Below are 26,615 nucleotides of genomic sequence, written 5' to 3' on the forward strand. Positions count from 1 at the left end.
CCGGATGCACGCCGGCCGGTATCGCATCTGGTACACGATCAAGCAGCGCAAGCCCGTGGTCATCGCCGTCGACGTCGTGGGCCGCGTGCGGTGAGCGACTGCGCCGGACGGGTCGCGCGGCGTCCGGCGCAGAGTGCGTTCAGTTGTCGGTGGCCTTCAGGCCGGTGACGAAGGCGGTCCAGGACGCGGCCGGGAAGGCCAGGGCCGGGCCGTGCGGGGCCTTGCTGTCACGTACGGGGACGAGGCCGGGGAACCCGTCGGCCACCTCCACGCAGTTGCCGCCCTCCTGATTGCTGTAGCTGCTTTTGCGCCAGCTTGCGACGTGCGGCTCGGGACGGAACATTCGCTCCACGGTCGTCCTCCATCACGGCTCGGATCATGTCCAGTGACATGCGTGGGGGCAGGGCAGCCGCCCGGATCCGATCGTAAGCCAAGGCGAAGTTCCTTACGTCCTCCGGTTCTTCCGTCAAGTGGCCGTGATGAGCCCCTTCGCGATAGGCCACTTCGGCACCGTCCGGCAGGGTGAGAACGGTGAGGGAGCCGCCGAGCACATCGTGTTCCCCCGAACTGAAGGGCAGCACCTGCACGGTGACGTTCGGCTCCTGGGCGGCCCGCAGGAGCCGTTCGAGCTGTCGGCGCATCACCGTACGCCCGCCCACGGCCCGTCGCAGCACAGCCTCGTCGAGGACGACCCACAGGTCGGGGCGGTCCGAGGCGGTCAGCCGCTCCTGTCGGTCCAGCCGGGCCGCCAGGCGTTCCCGCAGATGCTCCTCGCCCCTGAGCGTGACGCCCACGCTCAGCACGGCCCGCGCGTAGTCCTTGGTCTGGAGCAGGCCGGGGACGACGCTCGCGGCGTACTCGCGGATTACCACGGCCTTTTCCGCGTAGGCCATGAAGGCGCGGGACCAGTCGGGGAAGGCCTCGCGGTAGACGAACGGCCACAGGTCGATCAGCAGCGATTCGGCGTTGAGCGCTTCGTCGAGGGCTCGGGCGAGCTGCCGTGACGGCTTCGCGCCACAGGCGCGCTCGATCTGCGCGATGCGTGAGCTGACGACGTGGATTTTCCGGGCCAGTTCGGCCTGCGTGAGCCCGGCGGCGTCACGCAGTCTGCGGACCCGGGAGCCGAAGAGGGCGGCCATCGAGGTGTCGGGATCAATTGCCTTGGCCATGGCGTCACTTCCCCGTACTTACGGTCAGGAGGGTAAGTCGCTTTCCCCTGTTGAGCGTAGGCACGGCGGTCGATCCTTGTGTGCGGAACGTAGTGATCCGCCCACTCAACGGATCATATGAGGATCGATGACCGGAATGGACCGCACCGTGCTGATCAAGACGACAACGCCCGACGAGGGGCCCGAGCCGGGCACGTCCCGCTCCGCGCCCGCCCCCGACGGCCTCACCCACGAAAGCCGATCGTTCGGCATGCGGTTCACCGCCTCGCCCCGAGGGGCACGGCTGGCGCGACGGCTCACCGCGCGGCGCCTGGACGAGTGGGGATACCCAGCGGCCTCGGACACCTCGTGCTCGGTGACCCTGATCGTGGCGGAGCTCTGCGCGAACGCCGTGCGCCACGGTCGGGTCCCGGGACGGGAGTTCCACCTCCGGGTGGAACTCGACCCCCGGGCCGGGCTCGTGCGGATCGAGGTCGCGGACGCCCATCCGGCACTGCCTCCGGCGACGGCGGTCCACCCCGGGCCCGACGAGGAGTCCGGGCGCGGCCTGCTGATCGTGGACGCCCTGGCCGCGCGGTGGGGATCCGAGCCCAGGGCTCCGCTGGGGAAGACCGTGTGGGCCGAGGTGTGCACCGACGCCCGGCGAGGGGCACCGCCTGAGGACTCCGTCCATCCGGCCGTACAGAGTCGCCACAACTCGCCGTGGTTGTAGGCGAGGACACCCACCGGCGCGCGGAGCTGCTGGAACGTGCCCCGGAGCACAGCCGCCGACACCGCGACGACGAGAGCAGCCCGGTGTGCGGGACGCGTTCGGTGCTCGATGCCGAGTGGGTGGAGCAGGCGGCGGAGGCCGTCGCCGAACTGCGGGAGACGGCGGCAGCGGCGATGGCAGCCCGCGACGAGCTGACCGCTGCGGTGGACGGAGTCCGGTTCCTGGTCACCCGGCCGCCCGGCTCAGCGGCCGCCGGCCGAAGCCCGTCGTGCCCCGGGCCGCCGTCGTCAGTCCGCGCGGACCGCGTGCCAGATGCGGTCGGGGAGGAGGCGGGCGGCCTGGGCGAGGTCGGCGTCGTAGGTGCTGGAGAGCCAGCGGCGGGCGGCCTCCGCGACCGGGCCGATCACCAGCACCTCGATGAGCGGCCCCGGCAGCGGGGCCACCTCACCCGCCTCGATCCTCGGCACCAGCCACTCCTCGATGGCCGCCAGCAGCGGCTCCTTCGCGGCGCGGACCTCCTCGGCGTGCGCGTCGAGGTAGCCCGCGTAGGCGGAGGCGTGGACGAACAGCGCCGCGTCCCGGTGCTCCTCGGTGTACCGCAGGTAGGCGCGGACGAGCGCGCGGATGCCCGTGCGCGCGGTGCGGGAGCGGGTGAGCGCGTCGGCCACCTCGGTGCACAGCCCCCGCATGCAGCGCGTGTACAGCGCGGCGGCGAGGCCGTCGAAGCTGCCGAAGTGGTGGTAGAGGCTGCCGAGGCTGACCCCGCTCGCCCGCGAGACGGCGTTCACCGTGAACCCCTGCTGGCCCGAGGCGGCGAAGACCTCCAGCGCGGCCGTCAGCAGGCGGTCGGCCGTCAGCTCACCACGCTGCTGTTTCCGAACCATGGCCCCGCCCCCGTCCGCGTCGCGTGGCGAGACAGCCTAGACGCGGATGGTCCCACCCGGTGGCCGGGCAACGCGATTCCGGGCGGCGACCGGGCGTCAGTCGGTGTCGCAGCGGTGGCGGTCGGCCGAGTAGAGGTGACTGTCGCGGAACTGGGTGGCCGCGAGCGTGCGGCCCACGATGATCACCGCCGTCCGGACGACGCCGGCCGCCCGCACCTGCTCGGCGATGTCCGCCAGCGTCCCGCGCAGCACCAGCTCGTCCGGACGGGAGGCCATCGCGACGACGGCCGCCGGGCAGTCGGCGCCGTAGTGCGGGGTCAGCTCGGCCACCACCCGCTCCGCGTACCGGGCGGCGAGGTGCAGCACCAGGAGCGCGCCGCTGCGGCCCAGGGTGGCGAGGTCCTCGCCCTCCGGCATGGGCGTCGCCTGCTGGGCGATCCGGGTCAGGATCACCGTCTGGCCGACCGTCGGCACGGTCAGCTCCCGCTTCAGCGCCGCGGCCGCCGCCGCGAACGCGGGCACGCCCGGCACCACCTCGTACGGCACCCCGGCCGCGTCGAGCCGCCGCATCTGCTCGGCCACCGCGCTGAACACCGACGGGTCGCCCGAGTGCAGCCGCGCCACGTCCAGCCCCGCCTCGTGCGCCCGGACCAGCTCGGCGGTGATCTCGTCCAGGTTGAGCCGCGCCGTGTCCACCAGCCTGGCGTCCGGCGGGCACTCGGACAGCAGCTCCTTGGGCACCAGGCTGCCCGCGTGCAGGCACACCCGGCAGGCGGCCAGCGTCCGCGCCCCGCGCAGGGTGATCAGGTCGGCGGCGCCCGGCCCGGCGCCGATGAAGTACACGGTCATGCGGTCACGTCTCCTGACGGCTCGGACTCGGGGAAGGGCTTCACGACGGCCCACTGGGTCACCGGCATCGCCTGCCGCCACCCCGTGAAGCCGCCCACGGGCACCGCGTGGGACACCGCCAACCGGACGAGGTCACCGCCGCGGCGCCGGTACCAGTCGGCGAGCAGGGCCTCGGACTCCAGCGTCACCGTGTTCGCCACCAGCCGCCCCCCGCCCGGCAGGGCGGCCCAGCACGCCTCCAGCAGGCCCGGCGACGTCAGCCCGCCGCCGACGAACACCGCGTCCGGCTCCGGCAGCCCGGCCAGCGCCTCCGGGGCCGCCCCCGTCACCACCCGCAGCCCCGGCACCCCGAGCCGCTCCGCGTTCCCGGCGATCCGCCCGGCCCGCACCGGGTCCCGCTCCACCGTCACGGCGCGGCAGGACGGGTGCGCCCGCATCCACTCCACCGCGATCGACCCGGAGCCGCCGCCGACGTCCCACAACAGCTCTCCGGGCGCCGGGGCCAGCGCCGCCAGCGTCGCCGCCCGCACCTGCCGCTTGGTGAGCTGCCCGTCACTGTCGTACGCCGCGTCTGGCAGGCCCGGCACCGAGCCCAGCCGCAGCGCCGAGGGCTCCCGACGGCACTCCACCGCCACCACGTTCAACGCCTCGCCCGGCGGCCACGCCCAGCCCGCCGCCGTCCCCTCGGCCCGGCGCTCCGCCGCCCCGCCGAGCTGCTCCAGCACCCACATCCGGCTCGGCCCGAACCCGCGCTCCCGCAACAGCTCCGCGACCTTGGCCGGCGTCCCGGCGCCCGCGCTCAGCACCAGCACCCGGCGCCCGTCGAACAGCGCCGCCGCCAGCCGCGCCACCGGCCGGCCCACCGCCGTGACGACCTCGACGTCCTCCACCGGCCAGCCCAGCCGCGCACAGGCGTACGCCACCGAGGACGAATGCGGCACCACCCGGAGCCCGGCCGCCCCCAGCTCCTCGGCGAGCGCCCGCCCGATGCCGTAGAACATCGGGTCCCCGCTGGCCAGCACGGCCACCCGGCGCCCCGCGTGCGCCGCCAGCAGCCCCGGCACCGCCGGGCGCAGCGGCGAGGGCCACGCCACCCGCTCCCCCGCGCACTCCGGCGGCAGCAGCCCGAGCTGCCGCGCCCCGCCGACGATCACCTCGGCGCCCCGCAGCACCTCCCGGGCCGCCCCGGTCAGGCCCGGCCAGCCGTCGGCCCCGATCCCCACGACCGTCACGCCGCCGGGGTGGGCGGATGCTGCGCAGGGTGCGGTGCTCACGTGCCGTTACCTTAGGCCTCGGGTCAAGGACCCCCGCACCTTATCCACCCCCCAGCCGCACCCCCACGACCAGGTCGTTCACCAACCCCCGGGCCCGGGCGGTCAGGGGGTGAGGTTGCGCCAGAGTTGGGTGGGGTCGGAGGCGTCGCAGGGGGAGGTGACGACGTTGGCGCCGGAGAGGACCAGACAGCGTCCGCCGCCGACGTTCTCGATCGTGCTGCCGCCGCCGGTCGTGGCGCCGATCCGCCAGGTCTGCGCCGTGCCGCCGCCGCAGCCCGCCAGCGTCGTGGAACCGGCCCAGGAACCGGTGGAGAGACACTGGCCGGATCCGCCGCTGACCAGGCGGAAGGTGCCGCCGGAGCGCTGGTCGTACGTCCACACGTAGTGGAGGGTGCCGCCGTTGCTGGCCTCCGCACCGCACTCCGATCCGTGCAGGGTGCTGAAGTTGGACCGGAACTCGGCGAGGCAGCGGCCGTCGGAGGCGTTCGCGAGCTGGTGGCGACCGGTCGGGGCCGCGGGCGGCGGCTCGGCCGGGGTGCTCCCGCCGTCGGAGCCGCCGTCGTCGGAACCGCCGGAGCCGCCGCTGCCCGTGGCGCCGGAGCCGCCGGAGGTGTCCTCGTCACGCGGGTCGTCGGGGCGCGGGCCCTCACCGGAGCCGCCGTCGCCGTCTTGGCGTGAGCCGTCCTCGGGGGCGCCCGGGGACTTGCCGTCCGGGTCCGGCTGCCCGTCGTCGTCCCGTGCGTCGTCGTCCTTCTCGTCGTCCGGCTCGCGGGACTGGGGGGAGGCGTCGGACGACCCGCCGCCGTTCGCGGCCGGGTCGGTGGTCGGGGGTGCGGTGACGCCCGGTTCCCTGCCCTGCGGCGACCCGTCGGCGTCGGGCAGGAGCAGGACCGTCGTCCCCGTGCCGCCCACCAGGACGACGGGGAGGAGGAGGGTGAGCACGCGCCTGCGTCGGTCCCGGGACGGGGACTTGGGCTCGGGCTGGGGCTCGGGCCGCGGCTCGGCGGGGTCGGGCTGCGGCTCGGCGGGGTCGGGCTGCGTGGGCGTGGGCGGGGGCTCGGCGACGTCGGGCACGGTGGCGGCGAAGGCCGACCGCCGGGCGACCGGCTCCGCGACGGCCGACGGCCACGCGGACCGCCCCGGCGCCACGTGGTCCGCGGCGAGCTCCACCAGCTCGGCGGCGCTCGGCCGCGCCTCCGGCTCCTTGGCGAGGCAGGACTCGACGACGGCGCGCAGCTCGGCGTCCGCCACGGGCAGGGCCCCGAGGTCGGGCTCGGCGTGCACGATGCGGTAGAGCAGTTCGAGCCCGGAGCCGTCCCCGAACGGCGGGCGGCCGTTGGCCGCGTAGAGGACGAGGCTGCCGAGGGCGAACACGTCGGCCGCGCCGGTGAGACGGCGGTCGGCGACGGCCTGCTCGGGGGCCATGTACGCCGGGGTGCCGATGACCATGCCCGTCTTGGTCAGGCGGCTCTGGTCCGCCGCCCGGGCCACCCCGAAGTCGATCAGGGTCACCCCGTCCTCGGTGAGCATGACGTTGGACGGCTTGAGGTCGCGGTGGACCATCTCGGCGGTGTGCACCGCGGCGAGGCCGGAGGCGGCGTCGCGCAGCAGCCGCCACAGGGCGTCGGCCGGCAGTGTGCCGCCGTTCAGCCGCACCGCGTCGCTCAGGGTGATGCCGGGCACGAACTCGGTGGCGAACCAGGGCGGCCGGGCGTCCCGGCCGCTGGCCAGCAGCCGCGCGCTGACGCCGTCCGGCAGCTTGGCGAGGTTGTCCAGCTCGTGGCCGAAGTGGCGCAGGAAGTCGCCGTCCTCGGCGAGGAGCGGCAGCACCCGCTTGACGGCGGCGTAACGCCCGTCCGCCGCCCCCAGGTAGACGCGCCCCATGCCCCCGGTGCCCAGCACCCCGAGCAGGGTGAACGAGCCGATGTGTGCCGGGTCGTCCGCGGCCAGAGGCCGGGCACCGCTACCGCTCAGTCGATCAGATCCCCCCGTCATGCGCCACAGGCTAGCGGAGCTGCCCGAACTCCCCTGCGGGGGAGCAGAGCCCGCCACGGAAAGGGCCGGATGACGGTGCGTCATGCCGGATCGGCGGACACGTGGGGGCCGAAGTGCCGGACATGTGTGCGATGTCTTTCAAACAGGATGTCACCGGGTATATCCGAGATGTCCGGTCGGCCGCTCAACGAGTTGTTCCAGGGCGCGTCGGGTCACTCCCCCGCGTCCCTTCGGCCGCGTCCCGATCCCGACCCCGTGGCGCGAAGCCTCCCGTTGCCGAGTCGCCGGTCACGCAACCCATGCAGAGCCATAGGCCCGGGCCGCCTGACCGCCGGGCCCGTGAGGAGGACGGATGGCGACACCACTGACAGCGGGCTCCTTCCTCGCAGCGCTGAGAGCGGAGGGCGTGCGCGTGGTCGAGGTCGGCGACTGGCGCACGCACAACCGCGACCACGTCGGCGCCTGGGGGCCCGTGCACGGTGTGATGATCCACCACACCGTGACGTCGGGAACGCAGCGCACGGTGGACATCTGCCGCCGCGGCTACTCGGGCCTGCCCGGACCGCTGTGCCACGGCGTCGTCGCGAAGGACGGCACGGTCCACCTGGTCGGCTACGGCCGCGCCAACCACGCCGGGAAGGGCGACGACGACGTACTCGCGGCCGTCATAGCCGAGCGCTCCCTCCCGCCGGACAACGAGGCCAACGTGGACGGCAACGCCCGCTTCTACGGCTTCGAGTGCGAGAACCTGGGCGACGGCAAGGACCCGTGGCCCGCGGCACAGGTGGAGGCGATCGTGCGGGCCTCCGCCGCGGTCTGCCGCGCACACCGCTGGGGCCGGGCCGGCGACACCAGCGTCATCGGCCACCACGAGTGGCAGCCGGGGAAGATCGACCCGCGCGGCCCCGGCGTCTCCATGCCGGACATCCGCCGCCGCGTGGTGGAACGGCTCCGGCACCCGGCCGACTGGTCACCCGACGACGACAAGGAGGAGGACATGGCCCTCTCGGACGCTGACATCGAGAAGATCGCGGAACGGGTCTGGAGACGGGACGGCCTCCCGGTGTCGTGGGGCACCGAGGAGAACCCGGCCTGGGCGGCCTACAGCATCCTGCACCACGCGACCGAGGTCGGCCGGGAGAACCGCGGCCGGATCAAGCACATGCAGGCCACCCTGGCCGGACTGTCGGCCGCGGTGTCCGAGCTCTCGCACGCACTGGCCGAGCACCATGAGGAGATCGACCCGGACGCCCTCGTGGCCCGCATCCAGGCCGCCATCGAGGCGACGACCATCCGCCTGGAGGTGGACGAGGGCGCGTGAGCGGGCCCGTACCGACCGGCCGGGACGGCCGCCGCCGGGCCCGAGCGGGGCCCGGCGGCGGACGGAAGACCGCGCGGAACCGGGCCGCGGGGCCCCGGGCCTCGCGGAACAGCGCCTCGGGGGCCGGGCGTCAGCCCTCGTCCCCGCCCTCGTCCTCGTCCTCGCCCTCGAAGGCGTCCCCGATCTCGTCGACGACCTCGGCCGCGACCATGCCGCCGACGACGCCTGCGGCCAGCCCGGCCGCGCCCGCCGCGACGGCCGCGCCCATGCCGGGGCCGGAACCGTGGTGCCCGCCGTGGTACCCGTCCTTGTGCCCGTGCGCGCCGTAGCCCCCGCCGCCGTGCCCGGCGTACGCGGCGCGGGCGTCGACGAGGGCGCGCACCCAGGCGTCCACCTCGGCCGTCCAGTCCCGGTGTTCGACATCCTCGTGCGCGACCACGTGACGGTTCACCGCGTCGCCGCCGCCGAACTGCCCGAACATCCCGGAGCCGCGCTTGTCGCCCTCCAGGACTACCTCCACTCCGGCGGGCGAGGCCAGGAACGTCACCTCCAACTCCCGCAGCACCTCGGCGTACTGCGGCGCCGGGCGCAGCTCGACCTCCTGGTAGAACGGCAACTGCTGGCCCGTCCCGTGGATGTGGCCCAGCTCCAGGTCCGCCGAGGCGAAGCCGAAGCCGAGTTGCCCCAGCGCCTCCAGGACCGCTTCCTGGGCGGGCAGCGGCGCCACCGAGAGCGCGTCGAGGTCGCCCTTGTCCTTCGCGCCCGCGACCTCCAGCTCCGTGCGGACGCCGAGGACGATGCCGAGCGACTGCCCGTGCAGCTCGGTGACGGGCGTCTCCCAGGGCAGCGTCACCGAGAACGGGACGCTCTGCTCGGCCTCCTCGCCCAGCCGGAAGCCGCCGCCGACCGTGAACCGGCCGAAGGCGACGCCGCCCTCAGCCTCACCGTCCTCGTACTCCGCCTCGACCCGCGCGACGAGTTCGAGCGTGATCTGCTCGATCTCGTAGTCCGCGTTGCCGCCCTTGAGGCGGACCTCGCCGCTCAGCGTGCCCCCGGGCACGACCGGGCCCGGCGCCAGCACCGTGTCCACGGTCGGTGCCCCTACACCCAGCGCCCCGAGCAGTCGTTTGAACACCATGGAACAGCCCGCTCCTTCGCTTTGTCCGGCACCCGAACCGTGTGCCGCGACCCGATCACGTCACGTACACGGTATAGGGGCCATGCCACAGGGCTCCACGCACGAGAGGGGCGGTGGCTCGCGCGTCCTCCCCGGCTCCACCACACCCATGTCACACTCACCACGCCCACGTCGTCCTGCCTGTATGACCTCCCCACACGAACAGCGGAAGCAACGGATCCTGGTGCTGGGCGCCGGGTACGCGGGCCTGATGGCGTCTCTGCGCCTCGCGCCCCATCACCACGTCACCCTCGTCTCTCCGGCGGCTCACTTCAGCGAACGCATCCGCTGGCACGAACGCGCCGCCGGCGGGCGCGAAACCACCGACCACCCCCTGACGAACCTCATCCGCGGCACGGGCATCGACCACGTCGCGGCCCACGCCACCGCCCTCGATCCCGACGCCCGCCACGTCACCGTCGACGACGGCCGCCGACTCCGCTACGACCGGCTCGTCTACACCCTCGGCAGCCGGACGCGGCCCCACGGCACCGGCGTCTACACCCCCGAGGACGCCGCCGGGTTGCGCAAGCGGCTGCTGGACGGCGCCGGCAGCCTCGCCGTCGTGGGCGGCGGCCTGACCGGCGTCGAGATGGCCGCTGAACTCGCCGAGTCCTACCCCGGCCCGCAGGTCCGGTTGATCACCGCCGGGCACGTCGGGACCGGGCTCTCCGACCGGGGCCGGGCCCATGTCCAGGCTGCGCTCAGCGCACTCGGCGTCCAGGTCGAGGAGGGCCGGCGCATCCCCTCCGGGGACGACGTCGACGCCGACGTCGTCGTCTGGACGGCGGCCCCGTCACCCAACACGGACCTGGCGGCGGCAGCGGGACTGGCGCTCGACGAGAAGGACCGCATCCGCGTCGACACGGCTCAGCGCTCCGTGTCGCACCCCGAGATCCTGGCCGCGGGCGACGCGGCGGCCGGACTGCGGATGTCCTGCGCCGCAGCGCTGCCCACCGGTTCCCGCGCCGCCTCCACCGTCCTCTCCGAGGCCCGCGGACGAGAACCGGGCGCCCTGAAGTACCGCTTCTTCGTGCAGTGCGTGAGCCTGGGGCGGCGGGAGGGGCTGGTGCAGTTCGTACACGGTGACGACACGCCCCGGAACCGTGTTCTCACGGGCCGCCAGGCGGCCTGGGCGAAGGAGCGGATCGTCCGCTCCACCTTCTCCGTCGTCAAGCTCGCGGCCCGCCGCCCGAACCTGCTGGGACACCTGCCAGGGACGAACTGACTCCGGGGGCCGCGCCGCACGCTCCTCGTCACCCGCCGGGTGGGGCGACCGTCCCACCCGGCGGCCGACCGTCGGCGCCCGGCGGCCGACTGCGGGCGGGGCTGTCAGCCGACGCAGATGACGCCCAGCAGACACAGCGGGTCCGTCTGCTGCGACTCGTTCCCGGAGGGTGCCGGCTCGGTCTCCTGCTGCGTCCCGCCCTGGTCCGTGCTCTCGGCCGGGGGCGGCGGGGCCGGCTCCGGAGCCGCGGACTCCTGGCCGGCGTCGGTCCCGCTCCCCGTCGGTTCGGAGGAGCGCGGAGCCGACACCTCCACCGACGCCTCCACGGCGGGCAGATCGACCGCGAGCCGCGCCTGCTCGGCCGCGGGCGCCTGACTCGGGGCCGCGGCCCTGGAGTCCGCCGCCCCGGTGTCGGCCGCGAGGGCCGCGCTCGGCTGTCGCTCGGCACCGCGGGTCGGGTTCGGAGTACCTCGCCCGTCATCCGCCAGGGACGGCTGCGGGGTGGACGGCTCTGCCTCCGCGATCTCCTCCATCCCCTCGCTCTGGGGCTGTGGGTCCAGCTGCGGCGCCGGGGCCGCCTGGGGCTGGCCCGCGGTCGGCTTGCCGCCCTGCATGGCCGCCGCGGACACGCTGCCGCCGACCATGGCGATCGCCGTGGCGACGAGGGCCCGCCGCTGGTACTTCTTCCGGCGCGTCAGCTGTCTGCGGCGAGCGGCCCGGCCGCCGGGTACGAGCGGGAGGGCGGACACGTCGTCCTCCGCGGCCTCCACCGCCTCGGCCGCCCCGACCGCCTCCGGGGCCGTCACCGCGTCCACCGCCGTCAGCGCGTCCGGGGCCGTTCCGCCCGCCGCCAAGCCGGGCATCGGGGCCACGCCGGGCGCCTGGGCGGCCGCGTCGTCCCATCCGCCGCCGACCGCCGTCTCCGTCCAGGGCTGTTCGGGGCCGTAGTACGGCGCCGTGGCGTAGGGCTCCGCCGCGTACCAGTCCTGCGCCGCCGACGCGCCGTAGTCCGCGCCATGCGCCGCGGCGGCGCCGTGGGCGGCCGGGGCGACGTCCGGCGCGCTCGCGCCGCAGCCGGGGCACACGAGGGCCCCGTTGAGATGCCGACGGCATAAGGAGCAGTAATCCATCTGCGATCTTTCTGTGTGCTGGCCGCGCCGCCAGGAGCCGCCCGGGACGTGTTCGGATGTTCGGGTGTTCGCGAGCAGGATCGATCGGACGGTCAGAGTAACGGCTCAACTCCGGTGTCTCGCACAGTCTTTGCGCCTCTTCCGTGGAGATCCCGTGACGGACGGCGCGCTGGCCGCCGCCGGGGCGGACATCCCGCCACCGACAGCCGACCGGCGCCCCGGGAGGCGGGGCCCCGGGGCGGCCCGGCCGCCCCGGGGCCCCGCCTCGCCTCATCCGCAGGAGGCCGGCGTCCCGTCGTAGAGGTTGGCGTCCGGCGTGCCGTCCGTGACGCTGCGCGTGTAGTAGCCGCAGTCGGGGCGGTCGGCGAAGTCGAAGGTGCTGCCCGCGCCCAGCCGCCAGATCTTGAAGTCCCGGTAGGTGAGGGGCACGCCGGGGTCGGCCCGCTCGGGGCGGTGGTCACCGAGGACGACGTAGGTGTCGGCGCCGTGGACCGTGGCCGTGCCGTGCCGGTCGAGGTGGAGCGATCCGCCCTCCTCGATGCCCACGCCCCAGGCCGTGCCGTCGGCGGTCAGCCCGTCCTCGACGGCACGGGCGACGAAGGCCATGGTGCGTCCCATGCGGTCGCGGGCGACGAAGTGGGAGTCGTTGACCGTGGAGTGGTAGTGCGGCCAGTCGAACATGCCGGTGGTGAAGGTCATCGAGCGCCGGTAGGGATCGTCCAGCGCCTCGGAGGAGGTGACGCTTCCGCCGCAGGCGTCGTAGACGACGTCGCTCTGGACGTGATGGCCGGCGCTGCCGCCGCCCGAACCGCCCCCCTTGGCCACGACGGACCGGACCGCGTCGCGCAGGGCCCTCGTCTTCCACGCCGCGTAGTCGCACTGGTCACCACCGGCGAAGTAAACGAACTCGGCGGTGCGGACGTCGGCTTCGACGTCCGGGTCGTCGGCGTCGCGGGCCCGGGTGAGGGTCCACGTCGTGCAGGAGTTGACCCCCGCCAACGGCATGATGTCGTCGCACTCCGGGGTGTCGCTTCCCGAGCTCGGGAAGCTTCCGGCCAGCACCACGACGTCCAACTGACCGCTTCCGCCGCGGATCTCGTCGAGCGCGGCCTGCATGCTGGCCGGCAGGACGCCGCCGGAGCCGTTCATGACGAACGAGGGGCCGCTCCACGAGGAGCGCGTCACGTCGGCTTCGGAGCCGAGGCGGATCCGGTCCGCCCGGGCGTGGGCGGGCTGTGCGGCCGCGAGCAGACCGGCGAGCAGCGCGATCAGGGCGGCGAAGGCGGCGGCGAGCGACAGGCGGCCGCGGGGGTCGCCACGGCGCGGGCCGTGGTCAAGGGGAGCGGACATCGTTCCTCCGGTCGTGTGCGCCACGCCGTCTCGGCGATCCGCCGACTGTCGAACGGCCCCGGACGTGACGTGCTCATGGAAAGTACAGATGAGCACGACAAGAGGGAACCCGTAACACACAGGAATCCACGAACAGGCCGAGACGACGCCAACTGACCTACCGCGAAACGGGTTTATCGCACCCCCAACGACCCCCGACAACGCGACTCCACGGGCGTGATCTCATCGTAACTGTCATTACATCTAGAGAATTCTTCATCGGATATGTAACGTCGCCGCTGTCAGAGCCCGACGCACTCGGACGTCGGTCACGCCCATCCGAAGGGACCCTGCGATGCCCCGCATCACCTCCCGCCGCACCACCGCGACCCTCCTGTCGCTCGCCTGCCTGGTCACCCTGGCCGCATGCGGAGGCGGCTCCTCGGGGACCGACGAGGCGAGCTCGCCTCCGAACACCGTTGCGGGCGTACACGTCGAGCGCGACGAGGCGCTGCACGCCGCGCTGCCCGCGTCGGTCAAGGACGCCGGCGTGGTCCGCGTCGCCACCGACGTCCCGTACCCGCCGTTCGAGATGTTCGTGCAGGAGGGCGACTCGCAGCTCACCGGCCTCGACTACGACCTCGGCCAGGCCCTGGGCGCCAAGCTGGGCGTGGAGTTCGAGTTCACCCCGCAGAAGTTCGACGGCATCGTGCCCGCGATCCAGGCCGGGAAGTTCGACGTCGCCATGTCCGCCATCACCGACACCGCGGAACGCCAGGAGGTCGTCGACTTCGTCGACTACTCGGTCTCCGGCTCCGGAATCCTCGTGGCCGAGGGCAACCCGCACAAGATCACTTCCCTCGACGACCTGTGCGGGAAGAAGGTCGGGGTCCAGGCGGCCACCAACCAGCTCGACCTGCTGAAGGGCCACCAGAGCGCCTGTGAGGAGGCCGGCCGGCCGAAGATCGACATCCGCGACTACCCCAAGGACTCCGACGCCCAGCTCGCCCTGCGTTCGGGACAGGTGGTGGCCGACATCCTCACCAAGCCCGCCGCCGGGTGGACCGCGAAGACCGCGGACGACGGAAAGGTCTTCGACGTCGTCGACGACCCCGCCGCCACGGGCGGGTACAACGCCACCCCGAACGGCATCGCCGTCAGCAAGGACCTGCCGGAGCTGACCGAGGCCATCCGCCAGGCCCTCCAGCAACTGATCGACGACGGCACGGTGAAGAAGATCTTCGACCAGTACGGGGTGGCCTCGATCGCCCTCGACCAGGCCACCGTCAACGCGGGGAAGGCGTGACGATGCCGCCCACCGCTCCCGCCGTCTCACCCTCCAGAACCGGCCCCGAAGGCTCGCCCGGCCCGGAGCTGACCGTCGTCACGCTCACGCACTGGGGACGGTGGCTGGCCGCCGCCCTGTCGCTGACCGCCCTCGCCGCGCTGGTCGGCTCACTGGCCCGCAACGACAACCTGCGCTGGGACATCGTCGGCGAGTACCTCTTCACCGACCTGGTGTTCGACGGCCTGCTCACGACCGTGTGGCTCACCGTCGGCGCGATGGCCCTCGGCCTGGTGCTCGGCGTCCTCCTCGCCGTGATGCGCCTCTCGCCCAACCCGGTGCTCTTCGGCCTCTCGGGCCTGTTCGTCTGGCTGTTCCGGGGCACGCCCCTGCTGGTGCAGATCATCTTCTGGGGCTACGCCGGCGCGCTGTACTCGCAGCTCACCATCGGACTCCCCTTCACCGACGTGGTCTTCTTCCAGGCCGACACCAACGCCCTGCTCACCCCCGTCGTCGCGGCGCTGCTGGCCCTCGCCCTGCACGAGGCCGCCTACGCGAGCGAGATCGTCCGGGCGGGCATCCAGTCGGTGGACACCGGGCAGACGGAGGCCGCCCACTCGCTGGGCATGCGGCCCGCCCTCACCATGCGCCGCATCGTGCTGCCACAGGCGATGCGCGTCATCATCCCGCCGATGGGCAACGAGACCATCAACATGCTGAAGATGACCGCGCTGGTCTCCGTCATCTCCGCGCATGACCTGATGTCCAACATCCAGGCCGTCTACGCGCAGAACTACCAGGTCATCCCCATGCTGGTCGTCGCCTCGCTGTGGTACCTGGCCCTGGTCACGCTGCTCAGCGTCCCCCAGTCCTGGCTGGAGCGGCGCTACGGCCGCGGCGTGGCCGGATCCGCCGCGCCGTCCGTGCTCCAGCGCGTGTTCCGCGGCGCCCGCCCGCGCCCCAGCGTCCACCGAGCGGACGCGCCCCCCACACCGACACCCGACGACGCGACGGAGGAGTCCGCCCAGTGAGCGTTCCGATGGTGCACGCCGAGGGCGTGCGCAAGCACTTCGGCCAGCTGGAGGTCCTCAAGGGCATCGACCTGGTCGTGCGGCGCGGCGAGGTGTGCTGCCTGCTGGGGCCCTCCGGGTCCGGCAAGTCGACCCTGCTCCGCTGCGTCAACCACCTGGAGAAGGTCGACGGAGGACGCCTGCGGGTGGACGGCGAGACGGTCGGCTACCGGCAGCAGGGCGACCGCCTGTACGAGCTGCGCGAGCGCGAGGTCGCCGGGCGCCGACGGGACATCGGCATGGTCTTCCAGCGCTTCAACCTGTTCCCGCACATGACCGCCCTGGAGAACGTCATGGAGGCGCCGGTACGGGTCGCCGGCGTCCTCCGGGCGGACGCCCGCGCGCAGGCACGGCAGTTGCTGGAGCGCGTGGGCATGGCCGACCGCGGAGGACACTACCCGCGCGAGCTCTCCGGGGGGCAGCAGCAGCGGGTGGCCATCGCGCGGGCCCTGGCCATGAAGCCCAAGCTGATGCTCTTCGACGAGCCCACGTCCGCACTCGACCCCGAACTCGTCGGCGACGTGCTGGAGGTGATGCGCGGGCTCGCGGCCGAAGGCATGACGATGCTCGTGGTCACACACGAGATCGGCTTCGCCCGCGAGGTCGCGGACACCGCCGTGTTCATGGACGAGGGCGTCGTGGTGGAGGCCGGGCCGCCGGCCGTCGTCCTCAACGATCCGACGCAGGAACGCACCCGCGCCTTCCTGTCCAAGGTCCTGTGAGCGCCCCCATCCGCCGCAGGCCGCCCGGCACCGGGGAACTGCTCGCCCTCGCCCGGCAGCGACAGGAACGGTTCCTCACGGACCTGGCCGAGCTCGTCGCCATCGACTCCGGCTCCTACTGCCCGCACGGCGTCAACCGCGTCGCCGACTGGACCGAGGCGCGGCTGCGGCGCACCGGGTTCGACGTCGAGCGCGTCACCCCGGCCGCGCACCCCGCCCGCACACCCGGCGAGGATCCGGACGGCGACCCGGGCACCGGCGACGTCCTCGTGGCCCGCAAGCCCGGCCGGCTCCCGCGGGCGGCGGGAGGGCGACGCCTGCTGCTCGCCGCGCACATGGACACCGTCTTCGCCGACGGCACCGCCGCCGCCCGCCCCTTCGAACAGGCCGGCGGCCTGGCCCTGGGCCCGGGCGTCAGCGACGACAAGGGCGGACTCCTCGCCGGGCTGACGGCCATCGACGTGCTCGCCGCCGCGGGCCACACGGAGTTCGGGGAACTCGTCTTCCTCGCCACCCCGGACGAGGAGATCGGCTCCCCGGCCAGTCGGCCGGTCTCCGAGCGCACCGCCCGCGACGCGGACTACGCCCTCGCCCTGGAGTGCGCCCGGGAGAACGGAGACGTGGTCATCGCCCGCAAGGGGGTGGCCGACTTCCGCATCACCGTCACCGGCCGCGCCGCCCACGCCGGCATCGAACCGGAACGGGGTGCCAACGCGGCCCTCGCCGCGGCGCACCTGGTGGTGGACCTGGAAGCGCTGAACCGGCGCTGGGAGGACGTCAGCCTCAACGTCGGAGTCGTACGCGCGGGCGACCGGACCAACATCGTCTGCCCTCGGGCGCACGTGGCGCTCGAAGTCCGCTCCCTGACGACATCGGGGCTGCGACGAGCCGCCGCCGCGATCCGGGAGACGGCGGCGCGGCTCCCCGTCCCGGGCACCCACGCGGAGGTCGAACAACTCGACCTCTGTCCTCCCATGGAGGCCACCCCCGCCTCCCACGCCGTCCTCGACCGCGCCCGGGCCCTGGGCCGTTCGCTCGGCCTGGAGCTGGGAGCGGCGACCACCGGCGGAGTCGGGGACGCCAACCTCTTCTCCGGCGTCGGGGTCCCGACCCTGGACGGGCTGGGCCCCGTCGGTGGCGCGGACCACACCCCCGACGAGTGGCTGCTGGTCAGCTCCGTCCCCGAACGCGTCGCCCTGCTGGCCGCCCTGATCGCCGACCTCGGCGACGCCCGGCCCGCCTGACCCGGTGCCTCCCGCCCCGGTCCCATGTCCGTCCCAACCGAAAGGTGGCCCATGACCTCCCCCTCCCTCCCCCGCCGCGGATTCGTCACCGCGGGCGCGGCCGGACTGCTCGCGCTGACCGCCCAGCCCGCCGCCCACGCCCTGACGGGCGGCCCGCCGTCGACCCGCCGCCCGGGCGGCAGCCTCGTCCTCGTCGGCGGCGCGCTCAGGCGCGACAACAGCCGCGTGCTGGGCGAGATCGTCGCCCGGGCCGGCGGGCCGCGCGCCCGCATCGGGGTGCTCACCGCCGCCTCGGTGCCCGCCAGCCAGGACCCGCACCGCGACGACCCCGAGCGGTGCAACAACAGCGAGTGCAACGGGGCTTACTACGTCGACCTGCTGACACGGCACGGAGCCGGCGAGGCCCGGTGGATCCCGGTGGACCTGGACCACGTCGCCAACGCCGACGACGAGGACATCGCGCACACGGTGGCGTCCATGACCGGGTTCTTCCTCGGCGGAGGCGACCAGTTCCGCTACGTGACGACCCTGCTGAACGGTGCCGAGCACACCGACACCAGGGTCATGGCGGCCCTGCGGAGACGCTTCGCCGAAGGCGCCGTCGTCGCGGGGACCAGCGCCGGCGCCCAGATCACCTCGGGGCCGCACATGGTCACCGGGGGCGAGTCCTACGAAGGACTGCGGGACGGCAGCGCACCGGGCTGGTTCGCGGACGCCACCGTCCTGGGCCACTGGCCGGCCGGCGGGTTCGGCTTCCTGGCCGCGGGCCTGATCGACACCCACTCCAGCGCCTACGGGCGCGAGGGCAGGGCCCTGCGCCTGGCCTCGGACACCGGCCACGACCGCGTCCTCTGCCTGGAGGAGAACACCGCGCTCGTCGTCGACCACGCCGGAACCGCCCGGGAACGCCTCCGCGTCGTCGGCGAGCACGGGGTCGCCGTCCTCGACCTGCGGCGGGCCCGCGCACACCAGGGGCCGGACGGCTGGTCCCTCGACGGCGCGCGCTACAGCTACCTCACCGACCGCGCCCGGTACCTCCCGGACCGGTGGCACGCGACACCCCCTCCCGGGGCCCGCCCCCTCAGGCCGACGGGCTCGGAACCCGTGCCCCCGAACGACGACGTCTTCTACTCCCGCGCCAACCCGGACGGCGAGCCGTACTCCTTCCTCGGCACCGCCCGCGCCCTCGCCCAGTCCCGCACCCACCGCAGCGCCACGGCCACGACCTGGGAGGACGACCCGCGCTTCACCGTCACCCTGAGCAAGGGGCCACGCTTCCGGGCATGGACCCACGACGGGTCGACGGCGCACACCCTCCTGGATCTCGACGTCGCCATCGCCCCACGGTGAGACGGACGGCCGCGGCGGCCACGACGGCCATGACGCCCGCCGCGGCCGCCCCGTCCACCCGGCTAAGCTCCAGTGCGGCCCGCCTCCGCTGCCCCCTTCCGAAAGGCATCACGCCATGACTTCAGGCGCCCTCGCCGACGAGATCAGGCGCAAACTCGGCGAGCTCAGCCCCGCCGAGCGGAAGGTCGCCCGCGTGCTGCTGGCCGGATACCCCTCGGCCGGCTTCGAGACGGTCGCCACACTCGCCGAGCGCGCGGCCGTCAGCGCGCCCACCGTGCTCCGGTTCGTCAACCGGCTCGGCTACCGGGGCTTCCCGGACTTCCAGACGGCGCTGCGATCCGAACTCGCCGAACGCATGGCCTCCCCCCTGTCCCTGTACGAGTCCACCGGCTTCGGGCAGCCGCGGACCCGCGCGGAAGCGGACGAGGAGCCGTCGATCACCCAGCGCGCCACCCGCGTCTTCAGCGAGGCCGTCAGCCGCACGCTGGCCGAGATCCCCCCGCACGACTTCGAGCACGCCGTGCGGCTGCTCACCGACCGCAAACGCCGCATCACCCTGGCCGGCGGTCGCTTCAGCCACCTGCTCGCCCAGTACCTGGGCCTGCACCTCATGCAGCTCCGCGACGACGTGCGTTTCCTGCCGGACCGGCAGGTCGAGCGCACCGCGCTCCTGACCTCCCTGCACCGCCGGGACGTCCTGGTCGTCTTCGACTACCGGCGCTACGAGGAGGACAAGCCACTCCTGGCCCAGCTCGTCCACGAGCAGGGCGGCCGGGTGATCGTGTTCACCGACACCTGGCTCTCCCCCACCGCGGCCCACGCCGACGTCGTCCTCCCCAGCCACGTCACCGCCCCCTCCCCCTACGACAGCCTCGTCCCCACCGTCGCGGTGATCGAGACCCTCGTCGCGGGGGTGCTGGCCGAGCTGGGCCAGGACGCCCACGACCACCTGCGCGACAGCGAGAACACCGCCCGCCACCTCGGCCTCTACTGACTCCCCCTCAACCCCGGCCGCGTGCCCGCACACCGCCGGAGACGCACCGCGCACGAGGAAGCGCCCCGACCGGTCGAAACCGGTCGGGGCGCTGCCAGCAGGACAGGGGCCACGGGGCCCGCCCGCACGCGGTAGGCCGTGTGGGACTCGAACCCACAACCAATGGATTAAAAGTCCACTGCTCTGCCAATTGAGCTAACGGCCCGGGGTTGTGCTGGGTTGAGCATAGCCGGAGGGGGCCGTGGGGGCCGAGCGGGTATCGGGCCCGGGCGCGCGGTGTCGCCCGGGCCCTGGCGCGTCAGCCGTTGTGCTTCCAGCGGGGCTTGTCGGCGCGGCGGCCGAAGGAGCGGTTGCCGGTGCCGGAGGCGCCGCGGTGGTCGTCGCGGCGGCCGTAGGGACGGCGGTCGTCGCCACGACGGTCGCGGTGGTCGCGGTTGAACGGGCGGTCGTCGCGGTTGAAGGGGCGGTCGTCGGAGCGGCGGAAGCCACCCCGGTCGTCCCGACGGTCGCGGTTGAAGCCGCCCTCGCGGCGGGGGTAGCCGCCCCGGTCGTCGCGGCGGCCGTACGGGCGGTCGTCCGAGCGGCGGAAGCCACCCCGCTCGCCACCGCGGTCGCCGCGGTCACGGTCGTCGGAGCGGCGGAAGCCGCCACGGTCGCCACCGCGGTCACGGTCGCGGTTGAAGCCGCCGCGGCGGTCGTCGCGGCGCTGGAAGCCGGAGCCCTCGCGCTTGCGGTCCTCGCGGGCCTGCTGGGCGGCCTTGCGCTCCTGCTCGGCCGCGCGGGCGGCGGCCCTGGCGAGCCGCTCGGCCTCCTCGGTGGCGACGCGGTCCATCTCCTCGGTGAGGTGAGCGACGGCCTCGTCCGCGTCGGCGCCGCGGTCGCGGGCGGCACGGGCGGTCAGGCGGCCGGCCTCGTCGCGGAGTTCCACGGCGCGGCGCTTGGCCTCCTCCAGCTTCCGGGCGAGCCCGGCGACCTCGCGCTCCGCCTGGCGGGCGGAGTTGGCCGCGGCCTCGGCCTGGACCTCGCTCAGGGAGCGGGCGCCGGTGATGGCGGCCACGTCGTCGTCGAAGACGTCACCGCGGCCGATGAGGTGGCGGGTCGCGTCGACGCCGGCGTCCTCCATGAGCCGGAACGTCTGCCGCCGCTGGTGCGGCAGGGCCAGCGAGACGACGGTGCCGGACTGGCCCGCGCGGGCGGTGCGGCCCGAGCGGTGCAGGTAGTCCTTGTGGTCCCCGGCCGGGTCGACGTTGAGGACGAGGTCGATGCCGTCGACGTGGATGCCGCGGGCGGCGACGTCGGTGGCGACGAGCACGTTGACGCGGCCGTCCTTGAAGTCGGCGAGCGTGCGGGTGCGGGAGCCCTGGGTCATGCCGCCGTGCAGCGCGTCGGCGCGCACCCCGGCCGCGCGGAGCTGCTCGGCGACGCGGTCCGCGCCCATCTGGGTGCGGACGAACGCGATGGTGCGGCCCTTGCGGGCGGCGATGGCGGCGGTGACGGGCGCCTTGTCCTGAGGCTTCACGATGAGGATGTGGTGCGTCATCGTCGTGACGGCGCCCTGGGCGGCGTCGACCTCGTGGCTGACCGGGTCGACGAGGTAGCGCTTGACCAGGGTGTCGATCTCGCGCTCCAGCGTGGCGGAGAACAGCATCCGCTGACCGCCGTCGGGAACGAGGTCGAGGATCTCGGTGACCTCGGGCAGGAAGCCGAGGTCGGCCATCTGGTCGGCCTCGTCGAGGACGGCGACCTCGACGTCGTCCAGCGAGCAGGCGCCACGGTTGATCAGGTCACGCAGACGGCCCGGGGTGGCGACGAGGATGTCCACGCCGCGCTCCAGTGCGCCGATCTGATTACCCATGGAGGTGCCGCCGCAGACGACCTTCAGCTTGAGGCCGAGGACGTCGCCGTAGGGCTGGAGGGCGTCGGAGACCTGCATGGCCAGCTCACGGGTCGGGGTGAGCAGGACCGCGCGGGGCCGGTGCCGGGCGGTGCGCCCGCCGGCGAGCCGGGTCAGGGTGGGCAGACCGAAGCTGAGGGTCTTGCCGGAGCCGGTACGGCCGCGGCCGAGGATGTCCTTGCCGGCCAGGGCGTCCGGGATCGTCGCGGCCTGGATGGGGAACGGGGTGGTGACGCCGTTCTGCGCGAGCTTGCGCACGACGGCATCGGCGAGGCCGAGGTCGGCGAACGTCGTCGTGGGCTCGTCCGCGACCGCCTCGGCCGTCTCGGTGAGCTCGGTCGTCTGGCTCGTCTCGACGGCCTCGGCCGTCTCGGTCATCTCGGGGGAACGCTCGACGTCGTCCGCGGTCACGGCGACGTTTTCGGGCGTGGAAACAGACATGCGGGTGCGAAACCTCTTCCGGAGTTCATCGGCACGCGCCACAAACTTCCGTGAATTCGCACACGACCGCCTTTGCGGTCAAGCCCACGGCTAAGCAACGGAACGCGCCACACGGCGCGCTTCGATCGGGCGCCGGGTCAAATGGGATCAAACGATCTACCACCATACGCACCCGGCGCCGCTTCGTGCAAACGCCTCCAGCCCGGAGGGAACGTGGGCTTCCCCACCCTCACACCCGGCGCCCGCCCCGCGCGCCCACCCGGTGACGCCCTACCCCTCGCCCGCGCCCCCCGCACCGCCGGACGCCCCCGGAGACGTGGTGGGCGCGGGGTCCGGGGCGGGGGACGAGGTCGGGGTGGCCGTTGGCGTGGGGGACGGGGTCGGGCTGGGCCCGGGGTCCTGGTCGCCCGGGCCGCCGGGGCCGCCGTGGCCGTCGTCCGGCTCGCCGGAGGGCTGCCCAGGGCCGGGGGCGCCCGACGGCTCCGGCCCCGACGTCCCCGAGGGGCCTGCCGTCGGCTCACCGGGGCCGGGCCGTTCCGTGGCCTCGCCGCTCGCCGGGGGGCCGGCGACCCCGGGTGAGGGGGTGCGGCCGTCCGCGTCACCGCCCGGCTCCCGCGCCCCCTCGACCGGGGGCCGCCGGCCGCTCTCTCCCGTACCCCCTGCCGCGACGGTGGCGGGCGGGGTCGCCGAGGACGAGTGGCCCACCGGTTCCGTGGCCGGCGGCCGGGCCTCACCGCCCACCGTCATGCAGCCGCCCACCCCGAGCAGGGCGCAGGCCGTCACCGTGATCCGGGCGGCGGCCGACCGCACGGTGCGGGTGGGGCGGGAGCGGGGGCGGGGACGGGAGGGGGCGGCGGGGTCGGGCAGCACGGGTCGGACACCTCCGGGCGCGGCGGCACGCTGGCCGGTGACGGGCGGACGGCACCCGGTCCGAGCGCTCCGCCGGGCGACGGCGCGAGCGGCGCCCCGGCAGCCGGAACCCGGCGACCGGCGTCCGGACGCGGTGTGGAGCCGGAGGTCGGCGTCGCCGGGGGCGGCGGAGGCTGGAGCCGGGCTGCGGACGGACGTCGGCCCACAGGACGAACGGCCGCGGGTGGCGGGGGGACGCCACGGACCGGTCGGCCGGTGGCGGGCGGGCCCCCTGCCCAACTCCCGGGACCGGCGCGAGGACACGCCCGGCCTCGCGCATCGCCGCGCCGGAGCCGAGCGGCACCGCCCCCGAAGCCGCGAACCGCCCTCCCGGAACGGCGTGCCGCCCTCCCGGCACCGCGAGGCGTGCGACTCAGCCCACCAGCCCCCGCGTCACCGTGAACCCGGCGGCCAACGCCGTCAGCCCCACGGCGAGCGTCCCGAGCACGTTGGCCAGGGCCAGTCCCGAGCGGCCGGTCTCGACCAGGCGCAGGCTCTCGTAGGAGAACGTGGAGTACGTGGTGAGGGCGCCGCAGAGCCCCGTCCCGAGGAGCGCCTCCGGCACCGGACCTGCCGCGCCGCCCCGCACCGCCCCCGCGAGGACGCCCAGCGCCACGCACCCGACGGCGTTCACGGCGAACGTGCCCCACGGGAACGCGGACGCGTGCCGGGCCTGCACCGCGCGGTCGAGCAGGTATCTCAGCGGGGCTCCCACGGCGGCGCCCAGCGCCACCATCAGCCACGTCACCGAGCCGCCCCCGCTTCCCCGGGGCCCGTGCGGGGCGTGCGGGGCGTGCGGGGCGTGTGGGGCGGGAACGCCCACCGCCCGGTCACGGCCCCGGCCCAGACGGCGGCCAGGGCGGCCGCCAGCGTCCCGCCGAGGTAGAGCACGGCCACCCCGGGCTCGTCGGCGTCGGCCAGCAGCGTCCCGTCGAGGGCGTACGCGGAGAAGCTGGTGAATCCGCCCAGCACGCCGACGCCCAGGAACGGCCGCAGCAGCGGCTGCGGCGCGTGCCGGGAGGCGATCCAGGCCATCAGCACCGCGATGAGCGCGCAGCCGAGAACGTTGACCGCGAACAGCGCGAACGGGAACCCCGCTTCGTCCGTCGGCCACAGCCGGGCGGCGCCGTGGCGTCCGAGCCCGCCGAGCACACCGCCCAGGGCGACGGCCGCGAGCACCCGCCACCGCCGCGGTGCGGACGCCTCCGCGCGGTCGGCGGCCAGCCGGAGATCGACGTCCGGGTCGACGGCCATGACGTCCGCCCCGAGCCCGGTGGCACCGCGCGAACCCGCACCCCGCGCGCCGCCGACACCGCCGCCTCCGCCGCCGTCCGCCGGGCGGTCCGTCGCGCCGCTCACCCGTAGCCCAGGGCGTGCAGCCGGTCGTCGTCGATGCCGAAATGGTGGGCGATCTCGTGCACGACGGTGATCTCCACCTCCTCGACGACCAGTTCACGCCCTCCGCCCTCGCGCTCGCACAGCCGCAGCGTGGGCCCCATGTAGACGGAGATGCGGTCGGGCAGGACGCCCGCGTACCACTCGCCGCGCTCGGTCAGCGGCGTGCCCTCGTACAGGCCCAGCAGTTCGGGGTCGTCGGGGGAGGGCTCGTCCTCGACGAAGACCGCCACGTTGTCCATCAGCCGGGTCAGCTCCGGCGGAATCCGGTCGAGCGCCTCGGCGACCAGTTCCTCGAACTCCTCGCGCGTCATCTCCAACACTGGGCCATTGTCGGGTATCGAACCTCCGGGCCGCATACTCGCGCCGCGGGCGGGCAGATGGGCGGCATGGCCCGTGCATCGCTCAGGCCCCTCGGCACCGCCGCCCGCAGCATCGGCACCGCCGCCCGCCGCCTCGGCGCCGCCGTCCGTGGCCTGCCCCGTCCCCGTCTCCGTCTCCATTCCCGAACCCGTCCCCGTTCCCGCATCCGGCTCCGGCTCCGGCGCCGCCCGGGTGGCCGCCCAGGCCAGGGTTCGGCCTTCGTCCCCGAGCTGGTCGCGGCCTCTGGTCAGCGCCGCTGGGTGCGCGCCCTCGGCCTGGTGCTCGTGACCGTGCTCGGCGCCTGGATCGGCCTGCTGACCGTCGGCAACGTGCACAAGCCCGTCGGTCCCATGGACACGACCATGACGCTGCGGCCCTCCCTCGACGGCGGCACCCGCATCAACGTCGCGCCGCTCGGTGCGCTGGAGCTGGAGAGCCACCGCGCCCCCCTGCGCCTCGACGTGGACGTCACCCGCCTCGACCCGGAGCGGGTCGGCGTCCTGGTGGACCGCCCCGAGCGCCTCAACGGTCTCCAGGACCAGGTGGCGGCCGACGTCCGCTCCGGCACCCGCGACCTGGCGCTGCGCTCCAGCCTCGCCGTCGTCCTCGGGGCGACGGTGCTGGGGCTCGCCGTCTACCGGCGCCCGCCCCGCGCCCTGGCGGCGGGCGGGCTCGCCCTCGTCCTGCTGGCCGGGTCCGCGGCCTCGGCGGCGGCCACCTGGAACCCGAAGTCCGTCCTGGAGCCGAAGTTCTCCGGGCTGCTCGCGGGCGCCCCCAGCCTCGTCGGCAACGCGCGCAACATCGCCTCCGACTTCGACGTCTACCAGAAGGAGCTGGCCCGCCTCGTTACCAACATGACCCGGCTCTACGAGGCCGTCTCCACCCTGCCGACGTACACACCCGACCCGGACACCATCCGCGTCCTGCACGTCTCCGACATCCATCTCAACCCGGCGTCCTGGCCGATCATCGACTCGCTCGTCGAGCAGTACGACATCGACGTCGTCATCGACACCGGCGACACCATGGACCACGGGACGGCCGCCGAGAACGGCTTCCTCGACCCGGCCTCCCGCCTGGACGCTCCCTTCCTCTGGGTGCGCGGCAACCACGACTCGCTCACCACCCAGGAGTACCTGCGCGGCCTGGACAACGTGCATGTCCTCGACAACGGGGAGCCGGTCGAGGTCGCGGGGCTGCGGATCGCCGGAATGGGGGACCCCCAGTTCACCCCGGACCGCTCCGTCGTGGCCGCCGGCGACCCGGCCGAGCGGGCCGCGGGCCGTGCCCTCGCCGACGTCCTGCGGGCCCGTGCCGCGGCCGGCGAGCCCGTCGACATCGCCGTCGCGCACAACCCCGTGCTGGCCGAGCAGACCGACGGCACCGTCCCGCTCGCCCTCGCCGGGCACACCCACGACCGCAAGCAGCACGACCTGCCGCGCGGGACCCGCCTCATGGTCGAGGGCTCCAGCGGCGGCGCCGGCCTACGCGCGGTCGAGGGCGAGGCCCCCGAGGAGGTCACCGCCTCCGTCCTGTACCTCGACCAGGAGACCCGGAAGCTGCAGGCCTGGGACGAGATCACCCTCGGCGGCCTAGGCCTGACCTCCGCCGAGATCAACCGCCAGTACGTGGACGCGCCCATGTCCGAGCCCTCGGGCAAGCCCACGTCCGAGCCCACGGACGAGCCCACGGACGCCTCCACGGGCCCTTCCGAAAGCCCCACGGAACCGACCGGGCCCGACGGCGACCCGGCGGGCGGCGCGGAGCCCCCGGAACCCGGCGAGCCCGCGGACACGCGGTCACCGCCGTCCTCCCCCGGCCCCGAAGCCAGCCCCACCCCCTCCGCGGCGGCCCGCTGACCGGCGGGCCGCAGGCCCCGG

Annotated in this window: 24 protein-coding genes and 1 tRNA gene; 10 read left to right on the plus strand and 15 right to left on the minus strand. The window is 74.4% G+C overall.

Annotation, left to right across the window (positions count from 1 at the left end):
- Window positions 1-139: 139 nt before the first annotated feature.
- Both O7609_RS11185 and O7609_RS11190 read right to left on the minus strand, forming a co-directional pair.
- Window positions 140-271 (minus strand): DUF397 domain-containing protein, encoded by a 132-nt coding sequence (locus O7609_RS11185; protein ID WP_269734786.1) that lies wholly within the window; start codon window positions 269-271, stop codon window positions 140-142.
- Window positions 228-1,139, minus strand: a complete 912-nt coding sequence (locus tag O7609_RS11190) for a helix-turn-helix domain-containing protein (RefSeq protein ID WP_269737116.1) — start codon at window positions 1,137-1,139, stop codon at window positions 228-230. The genes O7609_RS11185 and O7609_RS11190 overlap by 44 nt, the downstream gene beginning before the upstream one ends.
- 166 nt (window positions 1,140-1,305) lie before the next feature.
- Here O7609_RS11190 and O7609_RS11195 point away from each other — a divergent pair, with 166 nt between their 5' ends.
- Entirely contained in the window at window positions 1,306-1,881 is a 576-nt protein-coding gene (locus O7609_RS11195) for an ATP-binding protein (RefSeq protein WP_332328085.1), read from the plus strand.
- 287 nt (window positions 1,882-2,168) lie between these two features.
- Here O7609_RS11195 and O7609_RS11200 read toward each other — a convergent pair whose 3' ends face one another.
- The 4 genes from O7609_RS11200 to O7609_RS11215 form a co-directional block, all read right to left on the minus strand.
- Window positions 2,169-2,765 carry a TetR/AcrR family transcriptional regulator gene (locus tag O7609_RS11200; RefSeq protein WP_269734787.1) on the minus strand — a complete coding sequence of 199 codons (597 nt, stop codon included), beginning with the start codon at window positions 2,763-2,765 and terminating at the stop codon, window positions 2,169-2,171.
- A gap of 96 nt (window positions 2,766-2,861) precedes the next feature.
- Window positions 2,862-3,614 (minus strand): precorrin-4 C(11)-methyltransferase, encoded by a 753-nt coding sequence (gene cobM, locus O7609_RS11205; RefSeq protein WP_269743513.1) that lies wholly within the window; start codon window positions 3,612-3,614, stop codon window positions 2,862-2,864.
- Window positions 3,611-4,888 (minus strand): precorrin-6y C5,15-methyltransferase (decarboxylating) subunit CbiE, encoded by a 1,278-nt coding sequence (gene cbiE / locus O7609_RS11210; RefSeq protein WP_269743514.1) that lies wholly within the window; start codon window positions 4,886-4,888, stop codon window positions 3,611-3,613. The genes cobM and cbiE overlap by 4 nt, the downstream gene beginning before the upstream one ends.
- Before the next feature lie 102 nt (window positions 4,889-4,990).
- Window positions 4,991-6,883, minus strand: coding sequence for a serine/threonine-protein kinase (locus tag O7609_RS11215; protein ID WP_269743515.1), 1,893 nt, complete (start codon window positions 6,881-6,883; stop codon window positions 4,991-4,993).
- 352 nt (window positions 6,884-7,235) lie between these two features.
- Between O7609_RS11215 and O7609_RS11220 the strand changes: the two genes are divergently transcribed.
- On the plus strand, window positions 7,236-8,204 hold the full coding sequence (locus O7609_RS11220) for a peptidoglycan recognition protein family protein (RefSeq protein WP_269734792.1): 969 nt from the start codon (window positions 7,236-7,238) through the stop codon (window positions 8,202-8,204).
- A gap of 130 nt (window positions 8,205-8,334) precedes the next feature.
- Here O7609_RS11220 and O7609_RS11225 read toward each other — a convergent pair whose 3' ends face one another.
- On the minus strand, window positions 8,335-9,342 hold the full coding sequence (locus tag O7609_RS11225) for a sporulation protein (protein ID WP_269743516.1): 1,008 nt from the start codon (window positions 9,340-9,342) through the stop codon (window positions 8,335-8,337).
- A gap of 184 nt (window positions 9,343-9,526) precedes the next feature.
- On the opposite strand from O7609_RS11225, the gene O7609_RS11230 reads away from it, so the two are divergent.
- The gene (locus O7609_RS11230; protein ID WP_269743517.1) at window positions 9,527-10,609 is read left to right on the plus strand and encodes an NAD(P)/FAD-dependent oxidoreductase; all 1,083 of its coding nucleotides are present in this window, start codon (window positions 9,527-9,529) and stop codon (window positions 10,607-10,609) included.
- A gap of 104 nt (window positions 10,610-10,713) precedes the next feature.
- On the opposite strand, the gene O7609_RS11235 is transcribed toward O7609_RS11230, so the two are convergent.
- Complete coding sequence (locus O7609_RS11235; protein ID WP_269734795.1) at window positions 10,714-11,739, minus strand: SCO2400 family protein; 1,026 nt, start codon at window positions 11,737-11,739, stop codon at window positions 10,714-10,716.
- 270 nt (window positions 11,740-12,009) lie between these two features.
- Complete coding sequence (locus O7609_RS11240; RefSeq protein ID WP_269743518.1) at window positions 12,010-13,089, minus strand: hypothetical protein; 1,080 nt, start codon at window positions 13,087-13,089, stop codon at window positions 12,010-12,012.
- 334 nt (window positions 13,090-13,423) lie between these two features.
- On the opposite strand from O7609_RS11240, the gene O7609_RS11245 reads away from it, so the two are divergent.
- From O7609_RS11245 to O7609_RS11270, 6 genes are all read left to right on the plus strand, one after another.
- Complete coding sequence (locus O7609_RS11245; protein WP_269734797.1) at window positions 13,424-14,374, plus strand: ABC transporter substrate-binding protein; 951 nt, start codon at window positions 13,424-13,426, stop codon at window positions 14,372-14,374.
- A 2-nt stretch (window positions 14,375-14,376) separates the two neighbouring features.
- Entirely contained in the window at window positions 14,377-15,384 is a 1,008-nt protein-coding gene (locus tag O7609_RS11250; RefSeq protein ID WP_269743519.1) for an amino acid ABC transporter permease, read from the plus strand.
- Window positions 15,385-15,392: 8 nt separating this feature from the next.
- Entirely contained in the window at window positions 15,393-16,145 is a 753-nt protein-coding gene (locus O7609_RS11255; RefSeq protein ID WP_269737118.1) for an amino acid ABC transporter ATP-binding protein, read from the plus strand.
- Window positions 16,142-17,389, plus strand: a complete 1,248-nt coding sequence (locus O7609_RS11260) for a M20/M25/M40 family metallo-hydrolase (RefSeq protein WP_269743520.1) — start codon at window positions 16,142-16,144, stop codon at window positions 17,387-17,389. Before O7609_RS11255 ends, O7609_RS11260 begins: the two co-directional genes overlap by 4 nt.
- Window positions 17,390-17,440: 51 nt before the next feature.
- Complete coding sequence (locus tag O7609_RS11265) at window positions 17,441-18,739, plus strand: cyanophycinase (protein ID WP_269734800.1); 1,299 nt, start codon at window positions 17,441-17,443, stop codon at window positions 18,737-18,739.
- A gap of 115 nt (window positions 18,740-18,854) precedes the next feature.
- Window positions 18,855-19,733, plus strand: a complete 879-nt coding sequence (locus tag O7609_RS11270) for a MurR/RpiR family transcriptional regulator (protein WP_269743521.1) — start codon at window positions 18,855-18,857, stop codon at window positions 19,731-19,733.
- A 132-nt stretch (window positions 19,734-19,865) separates the two neighbouring features.
- On the opposite strand, the gene O7609_RS11275 is transcribed toward O7609_RS11270, so the two are convergent.
- From O7609_RS11275 to O7609_RS11300, 6 genes are all read right to left on the minus strand, one after another.
- Window positions 19,866-19,938 (minus strand) — tRNA-Lys (locus O7609_RS11275).
- Window positions 19,939-20,031: 93 nt separating this feature from the next.
- A complete protein-coding gene (locus tag O7609_RS11280) occupies window positions 20,032-22,068 on the minus strand; it encodes a DEAD/DEAH box helicase (RefSeq protein WP_269743522.1) in 2,037 nt (678 codons plus the stop codon).
- Window positions 22,069-22,338: 270 nt separating this feature from the next.
- Entirely contained in the window at window positions 22,339-22,938 is a 600-nt protein-coding gene (locus O7609_RS11285; RefSeq protein ID WP_269743523.1) for a hypothetical protein, read from the minus strand.
- Between the two features lie 412 nt (window positions 22,939-23,350).
- Window positions 23,351-23,725, minus strand: a complete 375-nt coding sequence (crcB, locus tag O7609_RS11290) for a fluoride efflux transporter CrcB (RefSeq protein WP_269734804.1) — start codon at window positions 23,723-23,725, stop codon at window positions 23,351-23,353.
- On the minus strand, window positions 23,722-24,336 hold the full coding sequence (locus tag O7609_RS11295) for a FluC/FEX family fluoride channel (protein WP_269743524.1): 615 nt from the start codon (window positions 24,334-24,336) through the stop codon (window positions 23,722-23,724). The genes crcB and O7609_RS11295 overlap by 4 nt, the downstream gene beginning before the upstream one ends.
- Window positions 24,333-24,686, minus strand: coding sequence for a metallopeptidase family protein (locus tag O7609_RS11300; protein ID WP_219094185.1), 354 nt, complete (start codon window positions 24,684-24,686; stop codon window positions 24,333-24,335). Before O7609_RS11300 ends, O7609_RS11295 begins: the two co-directional genes overlap by 4 nt.
- Window positions 24,687-24,761: 75 nt before the next feature.
- Between O7609_RS11300 and O7609_RS11305 the strand changes: the two genes are divergently transcribed.
- On the plus strand, window positions 24,762-26,594 hold the full coding sequence (locus O7609_RS11305) for a metallophosphoesterase (protein ID WP_269743525.1): 1,833 nt from the start codon (window positions 24,762-24,764) through the stop codon (window positions 26,592-26,594).
- Window positions 26,595-26,615: the final 21 nt, after the last annotated feature.

The sequence above is a fragment of the Streptomyces sp. WMMC1477 genome (assembly GCF_027460245.1).
In the GTDB taxonomy this organism is placed as follows: Bacteria; Actinomycetota; Actinomycetes; order Streptomycetales; family Streptomycetaceae; genus Streptomyces.